The organism is Sphingomonas sp. Leaf22 (genome assembly GCF_001421715.1).
Lineage (GTDB): Bacteria > Pseudomonadota > Alphaproteobacteria > Sphingomonadales > Sphingomonadaceae > Sphingomonas.
Genome location: NZ_LMKP01000044.1, coordinates 36,173 through 59,039, shown reverse-complemented (window position 1 = coordinate 59,039; position 22,867 = coordinate 36,173). Strand labels below are relative to the sequence as shown.

The following is a 22,867-nucleotide window of genomic DNA, read 5'->3' as shown; positions in this document are numbered from 1 at the left end:
GTGATAGCCGTCATGAAACGTCAACTGCTCGATGGAGATTATTTCAATGAAGGTCAGCCGCGAGCAGATGGTCGCTAACCGTCGCCGCATCCTGCAGGAGGCAAGCCGGCTGTTCCGCGAGCGTGGCTTCGCGGCGGTAACGGTCGCCGACGTCATGAAAGCCGCCGGGCAGACGCATGGCGGTTTCTATGGCCATTTTGCATCGAAGGACGACTTGATCACGGCAACGGTCACCGACGCACTGGCGGGCGACGGATCCGGGATGGACGATATCGATACATGGACCGACACCTATCTGTCGCTATTGCATCGCGAAAATGCCGATCAGGGATGCCCGATGGCGAGCCTCGCCGGATTGATGCGACATCAGACACCCCCAGCGCGCGGTGCCATGGCCGAAGGGCTGGACGCGCATATCGGCCGTCTGGCGGAAGCATTGCCGGGAGACGATGGCGCGGAGCGGCGCCGTGCGGCGATCGGGCGCTGGGCAGCGATGGTGGGCGCTGTCATATTGTCGCGTGCGATCGATGACGCGGCTTTGTCGAACGAACTGCTGCGCGAGACCCGCGCGTGGATCGGACCGACGCAATCCCGTTCTATCATGGACCACGAAGAGGATGTTCGCGCATGAACGTGCGGACCGACACCGCCGCTCCCCATGGGGCCGGGCTATACGACGCTGGAACGCAGGATTTCCTGTCGTCGCGCGTTGACGGACGCCAGCGGCCCGATCCCTGCCGGCTGACGGTGGCGTTACAGGGTGTGCGGTGACCGGAGGGGACCGTCACGTAACATGGTCACCGTCTGAACACGCCGTTTGCGCGGAGCCAATGCTCCATCAACTCCGGCCACCGTGCCAGCGCCGGATCGGACCCGCCCAATCCGGTGCCATGGCTGCCCTTCGCAAAGACATGGAGCTCGGTGGCAACGCCCATGGCCTGCAAGGCGTCGTAAAAGCGCAGGATGCCATCCGCCTTCACGACGACGTCGTTGCTGGTATGATAGATGAAGGTCGGCGGCATCGCAGCGGTCACTGCCCGCGCGGGCAGGAAGCGTTCGTACAGCTTGGGATCGCAGCCCTTTCCGGCGAAAGTGCAATACGGGGAATGCCCCTGCGCATCGATCACCGTCGCCTCCAGCCACGGATAGCCGAGTATCAGGAAGTCCGGCCGGCTGCTCTGCCGCTCGACGGGATCGGTCGCGGTCGCTCGTCCTCGATCGGCCGTGGCAGCGGTCATGGCGCTCAGATGGCCGCCGGCCGAGAATCCGATCATGCCGACACGGGCCGGGTCGATGCCGTACTTGGCCGCATCGGCGCGGATCGAGCGGATCGCCCGTGCGCCATCCAGCAACGGCATCGGCAGGCGCGCCGTTGGACCGTAACGATAGCGCAGGACGAAGGCCGTGACGCCGCGCGAGGCAAACCAGTCAGCGACCTGGCGCCCCTCGATGTTGTCCGCTAGCTCGATATAGCCGCCGCCGGGAGCAACGACGACCGCGGCACCATTCGCCTGCCCCTTTTGCGGGCGGAAGATCGTCATGGTCGGCGTCTGTTCGGTTGTATCGGCCGTCGCACCGGGTGCCCGCCCCGGCCACAGCCGCACGACCTCGGTCTCGATGAAGGCGGCATCGCGCGCCGCATCCTGTGCCGGAGCCGCTGCCACGGGGGCAGCGATCGCCAACGCGGCACCTAATATCCATCGCATCATGCCGCAACGCTCCGCTTCGCCATGTTGCCGACCCGCAAGGTCACCGCCGTTCCGATCACCATCAACACGCCCGCGACATAGAGCATGCCCCGCGCATCGCCGCCCAGCAGCGGGCGGTAAAAAAGCGGGATGGTCAGGCTTTCGATCATCATTGGGATGACGATGAGCATGTGGAATATCCCCATGTAAATGCCGAACGGTGCCGGCGGGACGTGTCGATGAGCATCACCTATGCATTGCCGATCATGCTCGCCCAGCAGATGCCGATCATCGGCAGGTAGAGCCACTGCTTGCTGGCGACGCCGGGAATCGCCAGCATTGCCGCGCCGGACACGGCGAGGCATGCCGCATGGACGCTGCGCGCGCCATAGCGGCGGGTCACCGGCACCATCGCCAGCGCCCCGTCAAAGGCGACCGGGTCGTAGAAGGCACCGATCTGCTCCACCGTCCGAGGAGTCGCGGAAGCCCTGGCTACCCGCATCGCTGATGCCGTGCAGCGACCGGGCGAGCGCGAAGGCGATGAACTGCCAATAGGCGAACATCGCATACCATTGGCGCGGTATCGCGATCCCGAACTGGCAGTCCGGGAACGCGCAGCACCGACCACAAAATCGTCGGCAGCGACAGGATCGCGCCGACGATGAAGGCGGTGCGCGTGACGTCGGGAATGCCGTTGGCGTCCACCGCATCCTTGTCGGGGCCCCACCACATCAGCAGCGGAGGCACGAGACAGGACAAGGCCTGCGCGAGGCCGGTGAAGGCGGATTGCGTCAGGAAGCCGGCCGGCCGTTGCGCGCCGCCGCTGGGCAAGTGGCTCGACATCCGCCATCGTGTCGAGCGCCGGCTGGACCCTTAGAGCGTCGGCGACCGCAAGGCCGCCGCCCGCCCGCGACGGCATCGCTTCGGGTCGCGCCGAGGCACCCGCCCCGATCACCGCGTCCATCCGGGTCCACTATGCTCCCACGTCATGCGTCGTGCCGTCCAATCGCTCCAGCTGCCGGCGGAGCGTTGCGCCAAGCGGTCGAGCCGCCGCTCGAACGGCGTCACCGGCTCAGGACACGCGCAACAGGATAGCCCCGTGACCGGGGACCTGAACTGTGTAATCGGCCGCAGGCGGCACATCGGTGCCGCGCCACACATCGCGCACGTGTTTCGGCGCAGGCAGGCCGATCGACTGCCAGTCGACCGTGATCACCGTCGCTGCTGCGCCACGGTTGAACAGCGCGATCGCGTTCGAACCGTCCGCCAATGGCTTGGCCCAGATCTCGGTGGTGCCCGCCTGGCCTACGCGTTGCCCCTGTTTGCCAAGCCGGTCCTGTCCCACCGCGATCACGGCGGGATTGGCGATGATCGCCTGTACGGCCGGCGTCATGGTGCGCAGGTCGTTGCCGAGGATGATCGGAGACGCGGCCATCGTCCACAAGGTGTAGTGCGTACGATATTCCTCCGTCGTCAGCCCGTCGATACCGACCAGCATCATGTCGGCATCGTTCCACGCACTCGGCCCGGCATGCTCCGCGCTGCCATTGTGATCGAAGCGGTAATCAACCGCGTGCCACAGATCGCCCTCGATGCTGTCGCCGCCGGTGCGCCACATGTGGCCGCCGACCGCATTGCCCCACCGGCCGACGTCGTACAGGCCGTATTGGCACAGGCTGTAGACGATATCGCGCCCGGTTGCCTGCAGCGCGGCGCCCATGATCTGGTAGCGCGCCTGCATCTCGACCTTGGTGTCGTAGATGTTGCCGGCGCTGCACCAGTCGTATTTCAGCAGGTCGAACCCCCATTCGGCGAAGGTCCTCGCGTCTTGTGCCTCATGCCCATGGCTGCCGACATAGCCGGTGCAGGTGACGGGGCCGGGCGAGCTGTAGATGCCGATCTTCAGCCCGCGCGCATGAACGTAATCGACCAGCCCCTTCATGTCGGGGAATTTGGCATTGGCGTGCAGCACACCCGTCGCGTCGCGCTTGCCCTGCCAGCCGTCATCGATCGTGACATAGCGATAGCCGGCATCGCGCAGTCCGCTGCTGACCATCACGTCCGCCATTGCGCGAACCGACTGGTCGTCTACCGCTTCGCGGAACACGTTCCAGCTGTTCCAGCCCATCGGTGGCAATGGCGCGAGGTTGCGCACCCGCAAATTCCGCGGTGCCGGCAGCGGCAGCTTTACCATATTGTCGGGGCGAGGCGCATTCTGCTCGATCGCGGCGAGTTCGGCAGCGCTCACCCGGCGCGCCAGGAACGGCGCGACGCCGACGACCGCGTTGCCGATCCACACGTCCATGAACCGGCCGTCGGCGGTCAGCTTCGCGCGCATCTGGACAAACGGCGGCTTGCCGGTCAGGTCGAACGCGAAGCCATCGGGCCGCGAAACCCAGTTGGCAATGGGGTAGTCCCAGCCATTGAAGCGGAACATCCCCTTCACCGTGCCTCGATCGTTCGCCAGTCTGAACGAGCGCGGGATACCGCCGATCGCGACCGAGTCCGGCGTGCGACGTGGGACGACAAGCCAGTTGCCCGTAACGTCGGACAACACAGCGGAACCGGTCGATGTATCGACGGGTGGCCGCGTCGTCTGTGCAGCCACGGTGACCGGCGCAAGGTTGGCTCCAACCAGAGTGGCGGCTCCGATCCCGATCGCGATCGCGCGGAAGACGTTGCGCAGAGTCATCCTATTCCCTTCTCATCCACTATGTCCGACGGTCCGCCCGGAAGCGGACCGTCGGTCTTCACGGTGCGACCGATCAGAATTTCAGGCCGATCGTCGCACTGATGTTGCGTCCCGGGAAGGCGCGCGCGGTGTTGATACCGTTGGTCGGAAGGGTGTCGCCCGACAGCCCCAATTCGGTAATCGCAAGGACGTTGAAGAGGTTCTGTGCGTTCACCGACACCTGCAGCGCAGGCGTGATCGCGTATGAGGCGAACGCGCCGGTCATAACGTAGCCCGGGATCTTCAGCTGATTGACGTCCGAGGCGTAGGACGACGTCGTGCCGATGAAGTTCGCACCCAGCTTGAACCCGTCGATCGCGATCTGCGGCGATGCCTGGAAGATCAGAGCGGCCTGGCGATAGGGGGTGTTGCCATTCAGCGCCGGCGTGACCTCGCTTTCGACGATGCGTGCATGGGTGTAGGTCGCACCGCCGGTAAGCTGGAAGATGCCGTAGTTCAGGCCCCCCTCCAGTTCGACGCCGTACGAGCGATATTTGTTGTTGATCGTCCGCTGCTGCGGAATGATGATCTCGTTCGACTCCGCCGTGGTCGCGCGAAAGGCGGTGACGTTGGCGAAGAAGCCGCCCGACCGGTACTTCACGCCAGCTTCCTGCTGGTTGACGAAATTGACCGCGACGTCGTCCGCGATGCTGCCATTGTCGCGGACGCCGCCGCCGAACAGGACGCGATCCGCGTTGAACCGCGCACCCCGGCTGACGCGGGCGAACAAGGCCAGGTCGGTCTGCAACTCGTAATTCGCGCCGACCGACCAGGTGAAGTAGTTCTTGCGGTAATCGACCGGCTTGGCATTGGCGAGGCTGACCACAGGAACCGACCGCTCGGGCACCTGTATCGACCCGTCCTGATCGACGTCGAGCGTCGTAAGGCCGTTGTTGGAGGCGTAGATCCCGTCGGCCTTCGAGCTGTTCCACCGGACGCTGCCGTCGAGGTTCAGGCGGCCGGCCTTCCACGTCGCGGCGATGTAGGGGGCGTCGATCTTGTAGTCGACGTCATAGTAGCGTGCGCAGCAGTTGCCGAATACGGGCTCGCCGTAAGCAATCAGGCCACCCTGCGTCTGGATCTGGCCAGCGGCATTGTAGACGTCGAGAAGGGCAGGGCGGTTGCCCGATACCTCTTGCAGATAACTGTTCCAGTGCCAGTCCATCTTCACGGCCTGATACGACTTGAAATAGCCGAGCGTGACCGAGCCCGACCCGATGCTCCCGCCGTCGAGATCCTTGCCCAGCGTCAGGATATTGGTGACATTGGTGAAATCGTCGAGCGTGACATTGAACAGCAGCGAGTTCGAGGCAAGGCCGTTGCCGTTCAGCGCGCCTGGATTGGCGATCGTCTGCCCGGCATTGGGGCCGTTGGCGTAGCGCAGCGTCGCGCCAGCGCCGCCGATCGACGTCGCGAACGACGCCGCGGTGTTGACGTTCGCGGCATAGGGCGAGGTAAAGCCACCCGAATTCTTCGCGTAGTTCAATTTTTCGTCGACGTTCCAGCCGCCGCCCAGATCGAACGATGCCTCGCCGCCGATGCCGCGCACCTTGGTCCGATATCCGTCGGCGACGTCGGTACGAATCCGACGTCCGTTCAGGCCGACCGCCAGATCGGAACGGAAATATGGCGACTGGAGCGGATCGCTCTTGGGATCGAAGCCGGGAAAGGCACTGAATTTCGGATCGCTGTTGCTGCCTGTGTTACGGATCGGAACCGGAATGTACACCGGCGACCGGTCGTCCAGAAACTTGCCATTGATGCGGACAAAGCCGTTCGCGAACTTGCGGGTGACGTTGGCCTTGATCTGGCCACCTTTCTCGGCGTTGTAGCCGATGTCTTTCACGCCGTCGCCGATGCGGTAGAAGCCGCCGATGTGGAAGCTCCAGTCGCCCCCGATCGGGGCACCGTAGTCGGCGTCGATCCGCGTCCGGTTGAAGTCGATCCCCTTGGTCAGCGCGATGTTCCCACCCCTGGTGGTGCCGGTCTTGCTGATGAAGTTGATGATCGCGCCCGGCGCGTTGCTGGTGAACGTCGAAGCGGAACCGCCGCGAACGACCTCGACGCGCTGCACGTTGTTGTCGGGACGGACAAAGGCGTCGGCGGTCGCGAATGCGATATCGCCGAAGTTGAGCACGGGCAGGCCGTCTTCCTGAAACTGTACGAACTTCGCGCCGCCACTGGCGACGGGCAGGCCACGAACCGCGATATTGGCGTTGCCTTCGCCACCGGATGCCTCGGAACGCAGGCCGGGGACGTTGCGCACGAGATCGGCGCTGCCAAGCGGCGCAGTCTGCGCAATCTGCGCGGAGTCGAGGGCACTGATCGAGATGCTGGTCGTCAGGCGACGTTCGGGACGCGAGGTGCCGGTTACGACGATATCGTCATTGGCGTTGGCAGGGTCTGTCGCAGCATTCTCGACCGGCGTATTCGTTGGCGCGGGGGCCGTCTGCGCCAGCGCGGCAGCCGGCAGGAATGCACTGAGTGCAGCACTGACGAGCAGATACGACGTCTTCTTCATTCACCCTCTCCCGACCTGCCCACGCTGACCGCAGGCCTTTATGCAGGAAAAGTAGCCAGAACTGCAATGGATTGCAACAAACGATTGCAGGTGGTCGGTCGGTTTGTTGATATCATCCAGCCTTTCTCACCGCACGACCGGATGAATTCAGCCGAAGTCCCGCTGAATCGACGCTGGCGGCACGAATCGCCAATCGAGCTCGCCATGGGGAAGTGGTCGAAGTCGACACGTTCGCGGGCAGGGCGCGGGTGGGCGCACCCGACCGGCACGCCATTTAAGTCTCAGGGGGCCGGCTTCACACGCCCTCGGCCCTACCCCGCCATCACCCCGTCGCCAGCCGCGGCACTTCGTCGGCATTGCCATCGGGAGGGATACGCAACATCGCCACCACCCGGTCGCACTCGCGTTGCAGCGTTTCGGTCCGTATCCGCATTTCCGCGCCGATCGTGCGGGTGCGATGCGCGACCGACGCGGTTTCGTCGAAGGTTTCCGTCAGCGATCCGAAAATGTCACGCGTCGTTGCCGTGCTGGTTCGGATCGCGCCGATCATGCCTTCGATCTCGGCGTTGGCCTTGTGCTGCCGGCTTGCCGTTTCGACGGTGTGCACCGCGGACGATGCAAGCTGATCGAGCGCGTTCCGCAGCGCCTCGTTCATTTTGACGGCGGACACCGTTGCCGTGCTGATGTCCTGAATACGGTCCGCGATCTCGTGCGTCGTGCCGGCCGTTTGATGGGAGAAGTTCTTCATCTCCTGCGCGACGACGGAGAAGCCGCGTCCCATTTCGCCGGCCCGCGCCGCCTCGATCGTCGCATTGAGCGCGAGCAGGTTGGTCGCCTTGCTCAATACCGCGATCCGGGCAGCGGATTGTTCGATCGAACCGACGCTGCGCATCAACGTTTCGTTGGCGGCCTGCGCTGCCGCCGAATGGCTTGCCGCCTGAATGGTCGTTCGGGCGGAGCGACCGGCCTCTGCCGCGACGACATCGACGTTCTCGGCGAACGACCGCAAGGTTTCGAGCAGCGCAGACGTCGCCGCGCTTGCCTGTATCGAAACGGAATGCGCGGTTTCCGCCTGCCGCTGCTGGTCGACGATCGTCGCGAGCGTATGATCGGCGCTGGCGTCCAGATCGTTGGCGGACATGCGCAGGTTGGCGATCAACGGGGCGACCGTCGCCTGAAGCTGATCGGCGACGACGTTCGACGCCGCTGCCATTTCGGCGCGGTGCCGCGTCTCGCCGGCGATCCGTTGCTTCGTCTGTTCTTCGCTGGCGTGGCGCGCCGCCTCCGCTTCGCAGAGCGCAACCTCGGCGGCCTGGCGGGCAATCTGCTGGTCGCGCGCCGCTTCGTCGGCGAGCCGCGTCTCGACCGCGAGGTGCCGGTTCAGCGCGATCACCCGACGGACGACGAACGTCGCGATAACCAGGAAGAGCATTGCGCAACCAAGGATCACGGGCAGTATCGCCCGCAGCGCCAGGACAGCCGGCCTCAGTCGCTGCCAGGTGATCATGCCCATCGGCAAGCCCCGCCAGTCCTTTACGTCGATCGACGCTTCATCTCCGGCTTTCAAGTCCGTGGTCGACCAGCGCAGATCGGAAAAGCCGAAGCCTTTCGACCATTCGCTCAAGACCTCGTGGCTCAGCGGCAGCACATCCACGAAGATCCGGTAGGACCGCCGGTCCAGCGAGGTGGCCCCCTTCTCCCGCACGATCGGAGAAAAGCCGATCAACGCTGGCTGCCCGCCGAAGCGCGCTACCAATGTTGTCGCGTCACGCCGCGCACGAACCAGCTTTTCGGTCGCGGGCACGCGCTTTAGCAATTCGGAAAGTGTCCGTGCATCGATCATCGTGCTCAGGGGCGGCGCGCTGCCATCGGGCAAATGCGAAAATAGTGTACGGCCGGACGCGTCGATGACGAAACTATACGCGATCGGGCCGCTCCATTGCGATTGCGCCCAGCGTGCGTCGATGGCGTGATAGACGTGATCGGCCGCGTCGTCCCAACACGCGTTGATGTACGTCTCGTTGCTGACGCGGGATCGGTCCCGGTCGAGCGCGCCCAGGACCGCCGTTCCTGCAATCACGTTGGCGTCATGATCGGCGCGACTGACGAGGAAGCCGATGGCCGCGATGCAGGTCAGGAACGCCAGCCCGACAAGTCCCCAAAGCAGATAGGTGAGCGAACGGCTTCCACCACTAACAGGCGCTCGCTGGTCGCGCGACCAAGCCTTCACTGTCCTTACATATCTGTCGAAGAACGCGCTCATTCATCTTTTTTACCGCAGCAATCTTAATATGTTGTTCTGGCAATCCTGTCGCATGCCGGTTCGGCCATCAAATCATGGACGAGGGGCTATGGTCGCGAGGTTGTTCGGCGAACTGGATGTCATTGTCTGTCAGGATCGGGTGGATGCGATAAGGCACGGCTCTCGGCAGGTGTTCGAGGAACTCCCACGCTGTTCGTCGATCCGCCTTGTCGGCCAGCGGAGTGACCGCGAACTTGCTGGTGCGGTCGACGCCGACGAACCGGCAGAGTTTGCCCTCGGCGGTCTGCACCTCGGCAATGTGCCTGTGGAAGAAGCCGATCGGGTCGCACTTGAAGCGCTGCCGGGACGGTCGGGAATTTTTACCGTTGGCCGTAGGATGGAATGGAAGGTGCCATCGATATGCCAGTCGAGAAGGACGTTTAACCGCGCATGGCATCAGCCCACAGACCGTCGCTCCGGCCGTCGAGGCGCGCGCGGTAGCGGACTATGATCCCGCCCTGTTCGCGGGTCATGGTTTGCGTGCCGGCTTCCTGGCCTAGGCAGGCCGGCAAGGCACCAATCTATTCAAGATGAAAGAGCATGGCCGGCACAAGGCGCTTGCGATGCTCTGCGCCTATGGCAAAAGCCGGGACGCAGGAGCGTCGTCCGGTGTGATAGTTTCTGGGTCAGATGACAACGTCGCGTCGTTCGATGGTACGGAACCCATAGCCCCGATAGCTCGCGATGACCCGGTCGCCATCGATCGCGACGTCCATATACCCTTCGGCGGTGCCAAGGAAACTGCCCTGCCACCAGTTGCCGCTGACCGCGCCGCCGGTGATGAACGGGATGCCGTTCAGGGTTACCGTCTCCGCGACATGGCTGTGCCCCTGCAACACGGCGATGACGTTGTACGGCCGAAGCGTTCGCAACACCTCGCGCGCGTTGACGATGTTGGTCCAGTTGTGCGGCGTGCGGGTCCATTCTTCCGGTTCGTAGATCGACAGCGCGGTGACGAGCGGGATGTGCGTGGCAACAATGATGCGTCGCCCTCTGGGCTGTGCCGCCAGATCCTTTGCCAGCCACGCGAGTTGGCCGGCGTCGATCCGCCCTTCGTAGCTGCGGTCGGGAGTAAGGCCGATCGAATCGAGCACCACGAAATGCACGCCCTTGTGGTCGAAGGCGTAATGGGTCGGGCCGAAGCGTTCGATGTAATATTGCTTGCCGTAGCCGGGGGCGGACGGTGCGACCCCGCTGGTCGGGAATACCCCGAAACAGTCGTGATTGCCGATCACGTGATGGACCTTGTGCCCCATCACCTGTTCGGTTTCGACATACAGGTCCATGAGGCGGTTCGCGCGGGTACGATCGACCTCCAGCGCGTCATAGACATGGTCGCCACCTTGGATGACGAAATCATAATGTCCGTGCGCGACCTCGCGAAAGCATTGCCGGCAGCCTTGCGCCGCATCCAGTTCGGGCTGGATATGGCAATCGGTGACGAAGGCGAAGCGGAACGCCGGGTCCGCCGAACCGGCGATCGCGCGGGCGGCGGGCAGGGCAAGCGGCGCGGCGATCGCGCCGGACAGCAGATGGCGGCGGTGCATGGCGGTTCCTTCGTAAACGCCACTGGCGACGCGATCCGGCCGATCGCGCCGCCCGTGGTTCCGGTCGGTCAGAAATGGGCGCGGATCGTCGCATAGGCCTGACGCGGCGGGGCGACCTGCAAGGTGGTGTAGGTGCCGTCGGGGTCGCTGTTGCGGAACCCGCTGGTGCCGAGCGAGGCGTAATAGCGATGCTCGAACAGGTTCACCACGTTGACGAGCAGTTCGGCCCCCGGCCGCGCCTTTGTGCCCGTCAGGCGATAGCCCGCCGACAGGTCGACCGTCGCCGCGCCCGGCACGGGGCGGTCGTTGGTGAAGGTATAGAAGCGCCGGCTGCGATAATGGCCACCGGCCTGACCCCAGAACCGGCCATCGTCATAGGCGAGTTCGAGATTGCCGGTATTGCGCGGCGAGGCGACGACCTGATTGCCCGCGATCAGCACCGCTGCGCGGCCGGGGACGATCACGTCGTCGTCATAGGTCGCGACGTTGTAGCCCCAGCTACCATAAAGCGACCAGTCCGGCGCGAACCGCCAGTTGGCGGCACCCTCGACCCCGCGGGACGTCACGCTGCCGACGTTCTGGAGCACGTTCTGGTTGCCGACCACCGTCGCGCTGATCGACGAGGCGAGCAGCCGGTTGGCGAAGCGGACGTGATAGCCGGTCAGCGACAGTTGCAGCGCCGCGTCGTGATAGCGATAGCCGCCCTCGATCGTGCTGGTCGTCTCGGGCTTCAGTCCGTCGCGGATGAAGTCGAACCCGGCCTGGGTCGTGGAAAACGGGCCGCTGGCGGCCGATGCGACGAAGCCGGCCATGTTGCGCGTATAGTCGGCGAACACCTCGTTGTTGCCGTCGATCCGGTAGAGCGCGCCGAGCGTGGGCAGGAACCAGTTGGTGGCGCGGATCGTGCCGTCGATCGGCTGACGGCTCGTGATCGTCTCGGCTGTGTTGCTGGTGACGAGTGCCTTGACGCCCGCGCTCAGCTTCAGCGCGTCGGTCGCCTGCCACGTATCGCCCAGATGGAGCTGCATGACCTTCGTCGTGAAGCGATAGTTCCAGCGGGTGAAGAACGGGTTCTGGTAGAATTTCTGGAACCGTTTCGGCGCGACACCCGCCGTCAGCCCGTAATAATAGGCTTGCTGGTGGAACCGGTTGTCCTCGACCCAGATGCCGCCTTCGACATGATGGTCGCCGAGATCGGCGGCTATGCGTGAAACGACACCCTTGCGGTCGATGCCGTACTTCACCGCCGATACCGACACCGGCGATCCGCCGAACGCCGCGGGGCTGGGATCATAGGGGCTGGCGAAGGTGCCGATGCCCTTGTCGAGATGCCAATAGGCCGTCGTGCTGCCGCTCAACGTGTCGGACAGCCGATAGGCGAGCTTTTCATACGTCAGCATGTCGCGCCGGACCCCGCCGCCATTGTAATAGACGTCGTCGGCGTTCTTATAGGGGGCAGGTACCGCGGTGCCGTTCTGCAATGCACGCGCCAGCGTTTCGGCGAGCGCGAAATTGTCGGTGACGTTGTCGACGTCCCAGCCCAACCGGTTCACCAGATCGAACGACACATCGGCATAATCGTCCTCGCGTCGGTCTTGCAGGTTCAGATAGGTGGTCGCCGTGACCGCGTCGCCGATCGGCTGCACATAGTGGACGTTCAACTGGTCCTGCTGCTGCTTGCCCGCACCCTTCCACTTGCCGGTATGCTGATGCGCGAACGACAGCGCCACGCGCCCGCCGCCGGGCAGGATGCCGCTGTTCGCACGGACGAAGCTGCGCCACGTATCGGCGCTGCCATAGGTCTGGGCCACGTCGATGCCGAAATCGTCGGTCGGGGCCAGCGAGGTGAAATCGATCGTCCCGCCGATGTTGCTCGTCGACGCGGTGCCGAGCGCGCCGCTGCCCTGCGACAGCGTCACCGGACCATTATTCTCGGTGATGAGCGCGCGACCGATCGAAAGGCCGTTGTTGTTGCGATACTGCATGTTGCCGAGCGGCACGCCGTCGAGCGTGTAGCCCATCTGATCGGTCGTGAAGCCGCGGATGGTGATCTGCTGCGCCCATTCATATGCGCCCAGCGGATCGGACGAGACGAAATCGACACCGGACAGTTTGGACAGCGTCAGGAGCGGCGAGGTGCCCGGCGCTTCCTTGGCGAGTTCGCGCGGCGACAGCGTCTGGCTCTGGCGCGACTGGCCGCGTCCGAGCACGATGATCTCCTGCGTCTCCGGTTCCGGCGCGGTCGCCTCGCCGACGATGGTCGGGCGGGGCCTGGCGGTCGGAGCGACAGCGCGCAAGGCGATCATCGTCGCGCTTTGCGTCCGGATTTCGAGCGGTTGCCCCGCCATCAGCCGCCGCAGCGCCGCATCGCGGGTATAGGTGCCGCGCAGCGCCCGCACCTGCCGCCCGGCCAACGCATCGTAGGGAAACAGGATCTGCACCCCGGCCTGTTGCGAAAACCGGTTGAAGGCGGTGGTGGCATCGCCCGCCTGGATGTCGAAATGATAGGTCCGCTCCGCCGCCTGGGCAGCAGCGGGCACCGCCGCGCACAGCAGTGCGACGCCGTTCAGATACCGAAACATGAAATCCCCCGAACACTCTGTCGTTCGGATGGAACGACGGATCAGCGGTACGGAACCGCCATTCGATCCCGAAATTTATTTATGCGGTGACCAGCAGGATCGTACCATCGGCATCGCGTCGCGCGACGATGCCGAAGCTCGCGTGCATCGCCGACAGGAACTCGCCGACGTCGCTGGTCGAAAAGCGGCCACCGAGGCGCAGACCGGCCAGCTTCGGTTCGCCGATCGCGATCTTGTGCCGCAGATAGCGGTTATATTCGGCGAGCGCATGGTCGAGCCGGTCGCCTTCCAGCACCAGTACCCCCTGCCGCCAACCGCGCATACGCTCGATCGCGGCATCGTCGTCCGGTTCGATCCGTGCCGTATCGGCGGTGAGCGACAGCCGTTCGCCGCCGTGTGCGGTACGGTCGCCGGCGGCCGCGCTGCCGTCGAGCACGGTCAGGGCACATTCCGATGCGCCCAGTCGCGCGTTGAACGACCCGCCGCCCAGTTTCAGGTGCCCGGACGGGGTGCGCAGGTCGATCGGTGTCGCGCCATTGCGACAGTCGATCGCCGCCTCGCCCCGATCGAGCCACAAGGTCGGACGATCGCCGCCGGTCCGCCAGTACAGGATGCTGTCGGTATTGAGATCGACCGTCAATCCGTCGTCGATGCGGATCATCCGTCGTTCGCCGACCCCGGTTTCCGCCCGGTCGCGGGCATAGGCGCTGTAGGCGAAGCCGCCGCCCGTCGCCACTGCGATACCGGTGCCGATCGCCCCGCGCAGGACCATCCGACGCGACGCGCGGCGTGGGGCAGGCATCGGCTGCGCCGGCTGCTGCAACGGTCGCAACGCGCGCACCCCGTCCAGCGTGCGCCATGTCGCCGCGACTTCGGCAAAGGCGACGGCGTGCCTGACATCGGCATCCCGCCATCGTTCGAACGCGGCACGATCGGCAGTGCCCGCGTCGAGCGCCACCAGCCATGCCGCCGCCCCGTCGGTCAGTTCCGTACCTGCTGCGTGGTCGTCCATTCGCTCCGGCTGTTCTCTTGCGCGTCCGATCCCGCCGTCCGCATCGCCGTGGTGAGCAGCGACAATCCCTTGGCGAGATGCTTTTCCACGGTAGAGACGGAGATGGAAAGCATTTCCGCTATCCCGCCCGGCGACAGTCCGTCGATTTTTCGCAAACGGACCACCCGCGCGCATTGCGGCGGCAGCGTGTCGATCAGCCGCAACAGTTGGTCGAGATCCGCCTTGCCCGCCGCGACGCCGAAGGCGTCCGGGGCCGGATCGGCAAGCGCCAGTGTGTCGAGCGTCGCCAGATGATCGATCGACACGACCTGCGCCCGACGCAGCCGTTCGATCGCCAGATTCTGGACGATCGTCAGGACGAAGGCACGCGGGTTCTGGATCGACCGGTAATCGGCGGTGGCCAGCACGCGGGCATAGGCCTCCTGCACCAGATCGTCCGCTTCACCGGCACCGCAGAACAGCGTTGCCTTGCGACGATAGGCCGGCCGAACGGCAGCACCTCCGCCATGAACCATCGATCAATGTCGCGGAGCCAACTCACACCCGTCACCCTCGAACGTCGCGGTTGCTCCTATGCAAGCTATGTGACGCGACCGCGACAGCGCCGATGCATACTATCGAACACCGCGTCGGTGGAACGGCTTGACCATCACGCATACCCCAGGCAGCCGATTGTGAAGGTATATCCGCTTGCGGGAGGTCGGCACGCTTCCGCCAACGGCCACTATTGGGGCGGAGCCGTCAAACCGGATTGCCTGATCAGCTATACTGCTTCGACTGCGACCAGCTGCGCGTTCATGACCGCCTTCCCGTAGGCGGTGAGGAAGGCGACATCGGCGGCGTCGCGGCCAATGCCAATCTTGGCCATCGCTGCTTCCTGCGCCATGCCCGTTGCATCGACCAGATGCCATTCGCCGCCGATGAAGACCTCGGCGACGGCGTGGAAGTCCTGCGGCTCGACGCCGAGAGCGTAGACACTGGCGATCCGGGCTGGAATGCCAGCCGCGCGAACCAGCGTAATGACGACGTGAGCGTAGTCGCGGCACACGCCTTGCCGACGTATGAAGGTGTCCGCCGCTGTCGTTTCCGCAGTGCTCGCGCCCGGCACGTAGCTGAAGTGGGTCTTCACCCAGTCACGAATGGCGATTACCTTCGCACCGCCCTCCAATCCGCCGAACTCGGCATCGACGAAGCTCTGGAACTGATCGGACGGGCAGTAGCGCGATGGCATCAGGTACTGGACGGTTTCGCCGGGCAGGCGATGATGCGGGACCATCCGCAGCGTCCGGCAATCGGACAATAGCCGGTTAATTGACACGGTTGCCCGATAATCGACTGTGAAATGACCCTGCGTTCGCAGCCATATGCGCTCCCCGATGGAGTCCTGCGCATCCACCCGGGCAAGATACTGGTTGTCTGAAATGTCGATATGCGTTTCTTCGATCGTCTGCTCCGGGATGGCCGCGGCCTCCACCTGCAGCAGAATGTCGGTGGGGTGCTCGAACTGATAATCGAGCTTGGCCTGGATCCGGATCTTCATATCGATGCGATGCACGAACGCACCCGATAGTGCACCCTTTTTTACCGCGTAGGCGTGCGGACTAACGCCCGCCGCTGGACTGCCAAGGTGCCTGCCGAACGGCCGAAAATGGGGTCGGGTGGGTCATTTCGGGCTGTAGGCGACGCGGAACCCGATATGCGATGTCGGGAAGTCCTGTTCCTGCGCCTGGAACGCGGCGGGACGGAAGTTCGCGCAATAGTTGGTGGCGCACAGGAAACTGCCGCCCTTGACCTGTCCGACGGCGCCATCGCCCGCGACCCATTCCCAGACATTGCCGACCATATCGTACACGCCGAAGCCGTTCGCTGCGAACCGGGCAACGGGTGCGATACCGGCATAGCCGTCGGCGCCGGTATCGATCAGCGGGAAGACGCCTTCCCACACATTGGCCCGTGCCTTGCCATGATCGAACGCCCACGCCATCGCGTCGCGCGGCGTCGCTTGCCCGCCGCGGGCGGCGCGTTCCCACTGTTCGACATTTGGCAGGAAGCCGCCGGCCCATGTGGCGTAAGCGGCGGCGTCCGATCGATCGACATGCACGACGGGGTCCTGCCACCGCCCTGCGATCGAGCTGCCCGGCCCCTGCGGATGGCGCCAGTCCGCACCCTTCACGAACCGCCACCAGCGCGCGGCATTGTCGAGCGGGACCGGTTCGGTGGGAGCGACGAACACGGCCGACCCGCCGTCGCGTTCTGCACGGGTCCGATGCCCGGTGGCGGCGACGAAGGCGGCGAACTGCCGGTTGGTTACCTCATGCGCGTCGATGCGAAACGCGGCGACGGAGGTCGCGGTGCCAGGTCGACCGGCACCGTCCTCGCCAAGCAGTACCGTGCCGGCGGGGATCGGGACGCAGCGGTCCGTCGCATCGCAGCCGGGCGTCGGGCGGTACGCGCCGGTCGAGACCAGTGCCGCCGCCGCGAGCAGCAGCACCGCCGTCCGCCTCATGGTTTCGCACCCGTGGCGGCACCCGTGGCGGCCGGTGCCGGTGCGTCGGGGAGCGGAACGACCCCTTTATCCCGGGCATAGCGGTCATAGGCCGCGACCAGTTCGGTGAGGCGTGCCGGCTCGGCCGTTGCGAGATCGCGCGTCTCCCCCGGATCGCGCGCGACATCGAACAACTGCCAGCGCCCGGTGCTGACCCCCTTGCGGGTGTAGCGGTTGGTCCCGGCGGGCAGGTACACGACCTTCCAGTCGCCCCTGCGCAAGGCGCGGCGGTAGAAGAGTTCGTAGCCGACGGCTTCGTCCGTCGAGCGCACCTCGGCAGCGGTGGCGGCGAGGACCGGGCGCAGGCTGTGCCCCTGATGCGCCACGATCGGGCGTCCGGCATAGGTCGCCGGCTGCGTCTGGCCGGCATAGTCGAGCAGGGTCGGCGCGATGTCGCGCACGTCGAGGTTGGCAGTGGCGATGCGTCCGCCGCCGGCCACCCCCTTGCCCGCAGCGAAGGCGCTGACACGAATGCCGCCCTCGGTCGGATAGCCCTTGACCAGCCAGGAGGGGGTAGAATTGGCCTGTGCCCAGCCCGCGCCATAGCCGACATAGCTGGTCGCCGCACCGATATTGGCGAGGCGGTTGTCGATGCGAAGGGCCGGATCGGGGGGCGTCGGCGCGTCGGGATCGACCGGGGGTGCCTTCGGGTCGGCGACCTTGAACCGGGGGGAGGGCCGGTCGATCTCATTACCCTCCGGCCCGTTGTCCGACAGGAACAGGATGATCGTATCGTCGTAGCGACCCTGCGCCTTCAACGCCGCGATCACCCGCCCGACATTCTGGTCGAGCCGGTCGACCATCGCCGCATAGACCTCCATCTTGCGCGCTTCGATCGCGCGTTCGTCCGGCGACAGCGAGGCCCATGGGCGGACCTGTTCGGTGCTGTGGGCGACGGCGTCCGCCGGGACCAGCCCCAGCCGCTTCTGCCGGACGAGCCGGGCATCTCGCAACGCTTCGTAGCCGGCATCGTAGCGGCCCTTATACCTGGCGATCGTTTCCGGCGGTGCCTGTAGCGGCCAGTGCGGGGCGGTGAAGGGAAGATAGGCGAAGAACGGGCGGTCGTCCCCCGCGCGCTTCGCCTGATCGAGATAACCGATCAACCGGTCGGCGAAATAGTCGGTCGAATATTTGCCGGCAGGCAGGGCGGAAGGCTTGCCGTCATCGCGGTAGCTGGGTTCGAGCTCGGCCTTCGTCCATGCCGCATTCTGGTCCGCGCCGAAATGGTTGGACAGCCCCTGCAGCAGCGCGAAACTATGGTCGAACCCGCGCGCCGCCGGTTCGCGGTCGGGGGTCAGGCCGAGATGCCATTTCCCCGACATCAGCGTGGTATAGCCGCCGGCGCGCAGCAGTTCGGCGATCGAGGCGACGCGGTCGTTCAGATAGCCTTCGTAACCGGGCCGGCCGCGGGTCGCGTCGCTCAACAATTCGGCCATGGTGCCGAGGCCCGCCTGATGATTGTCGACGCCGCTCATCAGCATCGAGCGGGTGGGCGAACAGGTCGGTGCGGTGTGGAAGCCGGTGAAGCGCACGCCCGAGAGCGCCAGCGCGTCGAGGTTCGGGGTCGCGATCTCCCCGCCGAACGCGCCGAGGTCGGACCAGCCCAGATCGTCGGCGACGATGACGAGGAAATTGGGGGAGTCTTTGGGTGCGACCGCAGGCGCGGCCGGGGCCGGCGGGGTTTGGGGTGCGGCGGTGGCGGGGAGCGCGAACAGCAGCGCGGGGAGGGCGGCGGCGATCAGGGGCTTGGCCGGCATGGGGTCTCCGAAGGTGGCGAAGGTTACATGCCCGGCATAGCTCCCACGCGAAATGCAACAATAAAGAATATATATCAGATCGATGGGAATAAGTGCGTTCGTTTTGGTGGCGTCCCTATTCTAGCCAGTGGCGGTCCGGCGGGTGCCGCCGCCATTCGACGAAGGACCATCGATGCCGATTCCGCCTGCCCGCGCCCGCCGCCTGTCGCTGTTCGCCGGTGCCGCCCTGTTCGCCACCCCCGCTTTTGCCGCCGATCCGGTGCCGACGCCCGACGAAGTCGACACCGAGGCACCCAAGGCAGCGGCAGGCGGCGAGGATATCGTCGTCACCGCACGCCGCCGCGCCGAACGCAGTCAGGACGTGCCGATCGCGATCAACGCGTTCGGGGCGGCGCAGATCGAGGCGACGCGGACCTATAATTTGCGCGACCTGCAACAGCTGACCCCCAGCCTGGTCGTCACCAATACCAACCCGCGCAACACCAGCATCAACATCCGCGGTCTCGGCAACAATGTCGCGGTGTATAATGACGGGCTGGAGCCGGCGGTCGGCGTCTATGTCGATGGCGTCTATCTGGCGCGGCCCGGACAAACGGTGTTCGACCTTGCCGATCTGGAGCGGATCGAGGTGCTGCGCGGGCCGCAGGGGACGCTGTTCGGCAAGAATACCTCGGCCGGTGCGGTGGTCGTCACGACCAAGGCCCCGACGTTCGAACCCGAGGCGGGCGGCGACGTGTCGCTCGGCAATGTCGGGTTCCGCCAGTTGCATGCCTATGTCTCGGGACCGATCACCGACAGCCTTGCCGCGCGGCTGTTCGTGTCGAAGACCGATCGCGACGGCTTTACCCCGAACCGCTTCGACGGACGGCTGGGACAGGATTTCCACGACCTGAATCTGCGCGGACAGCTGCTGTACAAACCGACCGACGCGCTGACGCTGCGGCTGATCGGCGATTGGGGGCGGCAGCGTTCGTTCACCGCCGGCACGATCCTGCTGGGCGCGATCCGCAGCTATGACAACGGCACCAACTTCGCGAACAACTATTACGACCGTGCCGCGCGGCTGGGCTACACGCCGGTGCCGGCCAACCCGAAGCTGCGCACCACCGATGTCGATGCCAATCCGCGCTATGCGATGAACCAGCATGGTATCAACCTGACCGCCGATCTCGATCTGGGTGCGGCGACGCTGACGTCGGTCACCGCCTATCGCGCGTGGAACTGGTATCCGCATAACGACGGCGACAGCACCAGCATCGATGCCGGGGCCGATTTCCACCAGAGCAACGAGCAGCGACAGGTCAGCCAGGAACTGCGCATCGCGTCGAACGGCGACCGGCCGGTCGATTATGTCGCGGGCCTCTATTATCTCTACCAGTCGATCCGCGCCGAGGCGGTCAACCGCTACGGGACCCGTGCCGCCGACTGGTTCCTGCCGCCGACCACCAATGCCGCGGTCGGCGCAGCGGCGCTGAACGAGTATAATGTCGTCAGCCAGTCGCGGCCGGTGACCGACAGCTATGCCGCGTTCGCGCAGACGACATGGCATGTCGTGCCGGGCGTCGATCTGACCACCGGGCTGCGCTATACCTATGAGGCCAAGACCGGGTATTTCGATCAGGTCGCGACCGGGCGGTCGCTGGCCGGGCTGACCGCGGCGCAGCAGGCGGCGGCACAGACGATCCGGTCGCGCTACGGCATCGCCAATCGCTATGACGCGGAAACCAGGGAAGGGCGGCTGTCGGGACAGGCGACGCTGTCGTGGAAGGTCGCCGAGCCGGTACTCGGCTATGTCACCTATGCACGCGGCAACAAGTTCGGCGGGCTGAACCTCGCCAACATCACCACCACCGGGCAGTTCGCCGCCAATCCGGTGATCGCGCCCGAGACGATCGACAGCTACGAAGCAGGCGTGAAGACGACGTGGTTCGGCGGGCGGCTGACCGCCAATGCCGCCGCCTTCTGGACCGATGTGAAAGACTATCAGACGACGATCATCGATATCGAACGCAACGGCGTCAGCTTCTTCACCAACGCCGCCAAGGTCCGCACGCGCGGGTTCGAGGGGGATGTGCGCGCGACGCCGACGCGGTGGCTGACGCTCTACGCATCGGGCACCTATGACGATGCGCGCTATATCTCCTACGCCAATGCGCCCTGCCCGATCGAGATCACCGGGCGGACATTGTGCGACCTGTCGGGGCAGCGATTGCCGGGCGTTTCGGAATGGGCAGCATCGGCGGGCGGCGAGGTCCGCGCACCGATCGCCAATATGGCCGGGCGGGGCGGGGAGGTCTATTTCGGCAGCGATTACAGTTATCGCTCGAACACCAACACCACCGCCAGTCTCAGCCGCTACTCGGTGATCCCGGCCTATGACCTGGTGAACCTGCGCTTCGGGTTTCGCACCGGGGACGGGCTGTTCGATATCCAACTATGGGGTCGCAACGTGACCGACGAGACGTATTTCCTGTCACGCTCCGCCGCCAACACCGGCGCAATTGCCGGTACGCTGGGTGACCCGCGAACCTATGGCATCACCCTGCGCACACGCTTGTGATGCGGCCGGATACGGCGGCGTTCCCGAACGAATGGCCGGTATACAGGAGCAGCATGGCGGGTGTCGGCCCGCCATGACCTGCTGCCCGTTTACGTCGAATCTCGTGCAACCCCGCGGTTGAACGCTGCAGCGTTGCGGGCAATCGGGCTCCTGTCGATCGGATGTTTCGGCATTGCCCGCAGCACCGACCGTCGCCGTACCCGTCTTCGCTCCGCGAGCGAAGTCGTGATATAAAGATATCTTTATATCGTCATTGACAGGGTCGGCCCGATGGTGTTGAACGCCCGCGTCGAGGTTCCCCATCCCAGGCGTGGTGATGGGGCTAAGACGGGAAGCCGGTGGTGCCCTTCGGGGCAGAATCCGGCGCTGCCCCCGCAACTGTAAGCGGCGAGCGGCGGCTCCATTTCGTGTCACTGGGTTCCCGCAAGGAGCCTGGGAAGGCCGGAGCCACCGCAGCGACCCGTGAGCCAGGAGACCTGCCTTTCGACGCCATAACGTTCCTCGGACGGGGGTTCCTCCGGTGGATCGCGCTTGATGCGACGGTCCGTGGCGTGATGCCGTTCCGGCCCGTCCGTATCCCGCGCGCTTTCGCCAGACCTCCCGCCCGCAAAGCCTGGGTTGAGTCATGACGAATAGCGGCTTCACGTTCACGCTCGGCAGCATCGCGTTCGACGAAGAATATCGTCCGGCCGACAACACGCGCATCACCACCAACTTCGCCAATCTCGCGCGGGGGGACAGCCGCCGGGATAATCTGCGCAACACGCTGGCGATGATCGACCATCGCTTCAACGCGCTGATGCATTGGGACAATCCCACCGGGGATCGCTATACGCTGGAGCTGACCATCGTTTCGGCCGCGCTCCGGACCGGCGAGGACGCCGAACCCTTTCCGCTGATCGAGATCCTGCACACCGTCGTCGTCGACCGGACCCGCGACGAGCGGACCGACGGCATGGTCGGCAACAACTTCTCCTCCTATGTCCGCGACTATGACTTCAGCGTCGTCCTGCCCGATCACCTCCGGGCCGGGGGCGGCGGCGCGCCCGAGGGGTTCGGCGATCTGCACGGCAATCTGTTCCGGCAGTTCGTCGGTTCCAGCGCCTATCGCGACCGTTTCCGCAAGGCCCCGGTCATCTGCCTGAGCGTGTCGAGCAAGGAAGTCTATCACCGGACCGCCAACACGCATCCGATCCTCGGGCTGGAGTATCGAACCGACCGCGCCTCGGCCACCGACGCCTATTTCGCGAAGATGGGCATGACGGTGCGCTATTTCATGCCGCCGCACGGCGTCGCGCCGCTGGCCTTCTATCATATCGGCGATCTGGTCAGCGATTACACCAACCTCGAACTGGCCAGCACGATCGCCACGATGGAAACCTTTCAGAAGATCTATCGGCCGGAGATCTACAACGCCAATTCGGTCGCCGCCGCGCAATATCGGCCGAGCCTGACCTACCAGGACTATTCGCTGACCCGCATCGTCTATGATCGCGAGGAGCGCAGCCGGCTCGCCGCCCGGCAGGGCAAGTTCGCCGAGGAGCATGTCATCAAGCCGCATGGCGCGGCGCTCCGGCTTTGGTCCGCGACCTGCGGCCTGTGATTCCCCGCTACCCGAAGGA

General features: G+C 65.2%; 19 protein-coding genes and 1 riboswitch. Of the genes, 4 read left to right on the top strand and 15 right to left on the bottom strand.

The features are described from left to right. Positions 1 to 46: 46 nt before the first annotated feature. Both ASE70_RS17600 and ASE70_RS20055 read left to right on the top strand, forming a co-directional pair. On the top strand, positions 47 to 631 hold the full coding sequence (locus ASE70_RS17600) for a TetR/AcrR family transcriptional regulator (protein ID WP_056507639.1): 585 nt from the start codon (positions 47 to 49) through the stop codon (positions 629 to 631). Then, positions 628 to 771, top strand: a complete 144-nt coding sequence (locus ASE70_RS20055) for a hypothetical protein (protein ID WP_156347354.1) — start codon at positions 628 to 630, stop codon at positions 769 to 771. The genes ASE70_RS17600 and ASE70_RS20055 overlap by 4 nt, the downstream gene beginning before the upstream one ends. Before the next feature lie 26 nt (positions 772 to 797). Here ASE70_RS20055 and ASE70_RS17595 read toward each other — a convergent pair whose 3' ends face one another. The 15 genes from ASE70_RS17595 to ASE70_RS17530 form a co-directional block, all read right to left on the bottom strand. Then, entirely contained in the window at positions 798 to 1,664 is an 867-nt protein-coding gene (locus tag ASE70_RS17595) for an alpha/beta hydrolase (protein ID WP_235520045.1), read from the bottom strand. 41 nt (positions 1,665 to 1,705) lie between these two features. Further along, complete coding sequence (locus tag ASE70_RS21040; RefSeq protein ID WP_156347353.1) at positions 1,706 to 1,879, bottom strand: hypothetical protein; 174 nt, start codon at positions 1,877 to 1,879, stop codon at positions 1,706 to 1,708. A 59-nt stretch (positions 1,880 to 1,938) separates the two neighbouring features. Continuing rightward, positions 1,939 to 2,154 (bottom strand): hypothetical protein, encoded by a 216-nt coding sequence (locus tag ASE70_RS21035; protein ID WP_056398126.1) that lies wholly within the window; start codon positions 2,152 to 2,154, stop codon positions 1,939 to 1,941. A gap of 26 nt (positions 2,155 to 2,180) precedes the next feature. Then, positions 2,181 to 2,519: a hypothetical protein gene (locus tag ASE70_RS21030; protein ID WP_156347352.1), complete on the bottom strand. Its 339-nt coding sequence runs from the start codon at positions 2,517 to 2,519 to the stop codon at positions 2,181 to 2,183. Positions 2,520 to 2,760: 241 nt separating this feature from the next. Then, positions 2,761 to 4,380: a glycoside hydrolase family 27 protein gene (locus tag ASE70_RS17580; RefSeq protein ID WP_056507632.1), complete on the bottom strand. Its 1,620-nt coding sequence runs from the start codon at positions 4,378 to 4,380 to the stop codon at positions 2,761 to 2,763. A 73-nt stretch (positions 4,381 to 4,453) separates the two neighbouring features. After that, complete coding sequence (locus ASE70_RS17575) at positions 4,454 to 6,940, bottom strand: TonB-dependent siderophore receptor (protein WP_056507631.1); 2,487 nt, start codon at positions 6,938 to 6,940, stop codon at positions 4,454 to 4,456. Positions 6,941 to 7,262: 322 nt separating this feature from the next. Next, positions 7,263 to 9,203, bottom strand: coding sequence for a methyl-accepting chemotaxis protein (locus ASE70_RS17570; RefSeq protein WP_082451113.1), 1,941 nt, complete (start codon positions 9,201 to 9,203; stop codon positions 7,263 to 7,265). A 67-nt stretch (positions 9,204 to 9,270) separates the two neighbouring features. After that, the gene (locus ASE70_RS17565) at positions 9,271 to 9,492 is read right to left on the bottom strand and encodes a hypothetical protein (protein WP_414881938.1); all 222 of its coding nucleotides are present in this window, start codon (positions 9,490 to 9,492) and stop codon (positions 9,271 to 9,273) included. Positions 9,493 to 9,868: 376 nt separating this feature from the next. Then, the gene (locus tag ASE70_RS17560) at positions 9,869 to 10,789 is read right to left on the bottom strand and encodes a metallophosphoesterase family protein (RefSeq protein ID WP_056507629.1); all 921 of its coding nucleotides are present in this window, start codon (positions 10,787 to 10,789) and stop codon (positions 9,869 to 9,871) included. Positions 10,790 to 10,857: 68 nt separating this feature from the next. After that, entirely contained in the window at positions 10,858 to 13,371 is a 2,514-nt protein-coding gene (locus ASE70_RS17555) for a TonB-dependent receptor domain-containing protein (protein ID WP_056507620.1), read from the bottom strand. A 79-nt stretch (positions 13,372 to 13,450) separates the two neighbouring features. Further along, entirely contained in the window at positions 13,451 to 14,383 is a 933-nt protein-coding gene (locus ASE70_RS17550; protein ID WP_056507618.1) for a FecR family protein, read from the bottom strand. Beyond that, positions 14,353 to 14,898, bottom strand: coding sequence for an RNA polymerase sigma factor (locus ASE70_RS17545; protein ID WP_056507616.1), 546 nt, complete (start codon positions 14,896 to 14,898; stop codon positions 14,353 to 14,355). The genes ASE70_RS17550 and ASE70_RS17545 overlap by 31 nt, the downstream gene beginning before the upstream one ends. Positions 14,899 to 15,146: 248 nt before the next feature. Then, the gene (locus ASE70_RS17540; RefSeq protein WP_056398097.1) at positions 15,147 to 15,923 is read right to left on the bottom strand and encodes a transglutaminase-like domain-containing protein; all 777 of its coding nucleotides are present in this window, start codon (positions 15,921 to 15,923) and stop codon (positions 15,147 to 15,149) included. Between the two features lie 123 nt (positions 15,924 to 16,046). Continuing rightward, complete coding sequence (locus ASE70_RS17535) at positions 16,047 to 16,889, bottom strand: SUMF1/EgtB/PvdO family nonheme iron enzyme (protein WP_056398096.1); 843 nt, start codon at positions 16,887 to 16,889, stop codon at positions 16,047 to 16,049. After that, the gene (locus ASE70_RS17530; RefSeq protein WP_082451112.1) at positions 16,886 to 18,685 is read right to left on the bottom strand and encodes an arylsulfatase; all 1,800 of its coding nucleotides are present in this window, start codon (positions 18,683 to 18,685) and stop codon (positions 16,886 to 16,888) included. Before ASE70_RS17530 ends, ASE70_RS17535 begins: the two co-directional genes overlap by 4 nt. Before the next feature lie 172 nt (positions 18,686 to 18,857). On the opposite strand from ASE70_RS17530, the gene ASE70_RS17525 reads away from it, so the two are divergent. Further along, positions 18,858 to 21,245, top strand: coding sequence for a TonB-dependent receptor (locus ASE70_RS17525; protein ID WP_056507860.1), 2,388 nt, complete (start codon positions 18,858 to 18,860; stop codon positions 21,243 to 21,245). A gap of 274 nt (positions 21,246 to 21,519) precedes the next feature. Next, positions 21,520 to 21,743, top strand: a riboswitch (cobalamin riboswitch). 127 nt (positions 21,744 to 21,870) lie between these two features. Beyond that, the gene (locus tag ASE70_RS17520; protein WP_056507614.1) at positions 21,871 to 22,848 is read left to right on the top strand and encodes a putative oxygenase MesX; all 978 of its coding nucleotides are present in this window, start codon (positions 21,871 to 21,873) and stop codon (positions 22,846 to 22,848) included. Positions 22,849 to 22,867 lie beyond the last annotated feature (19 nt).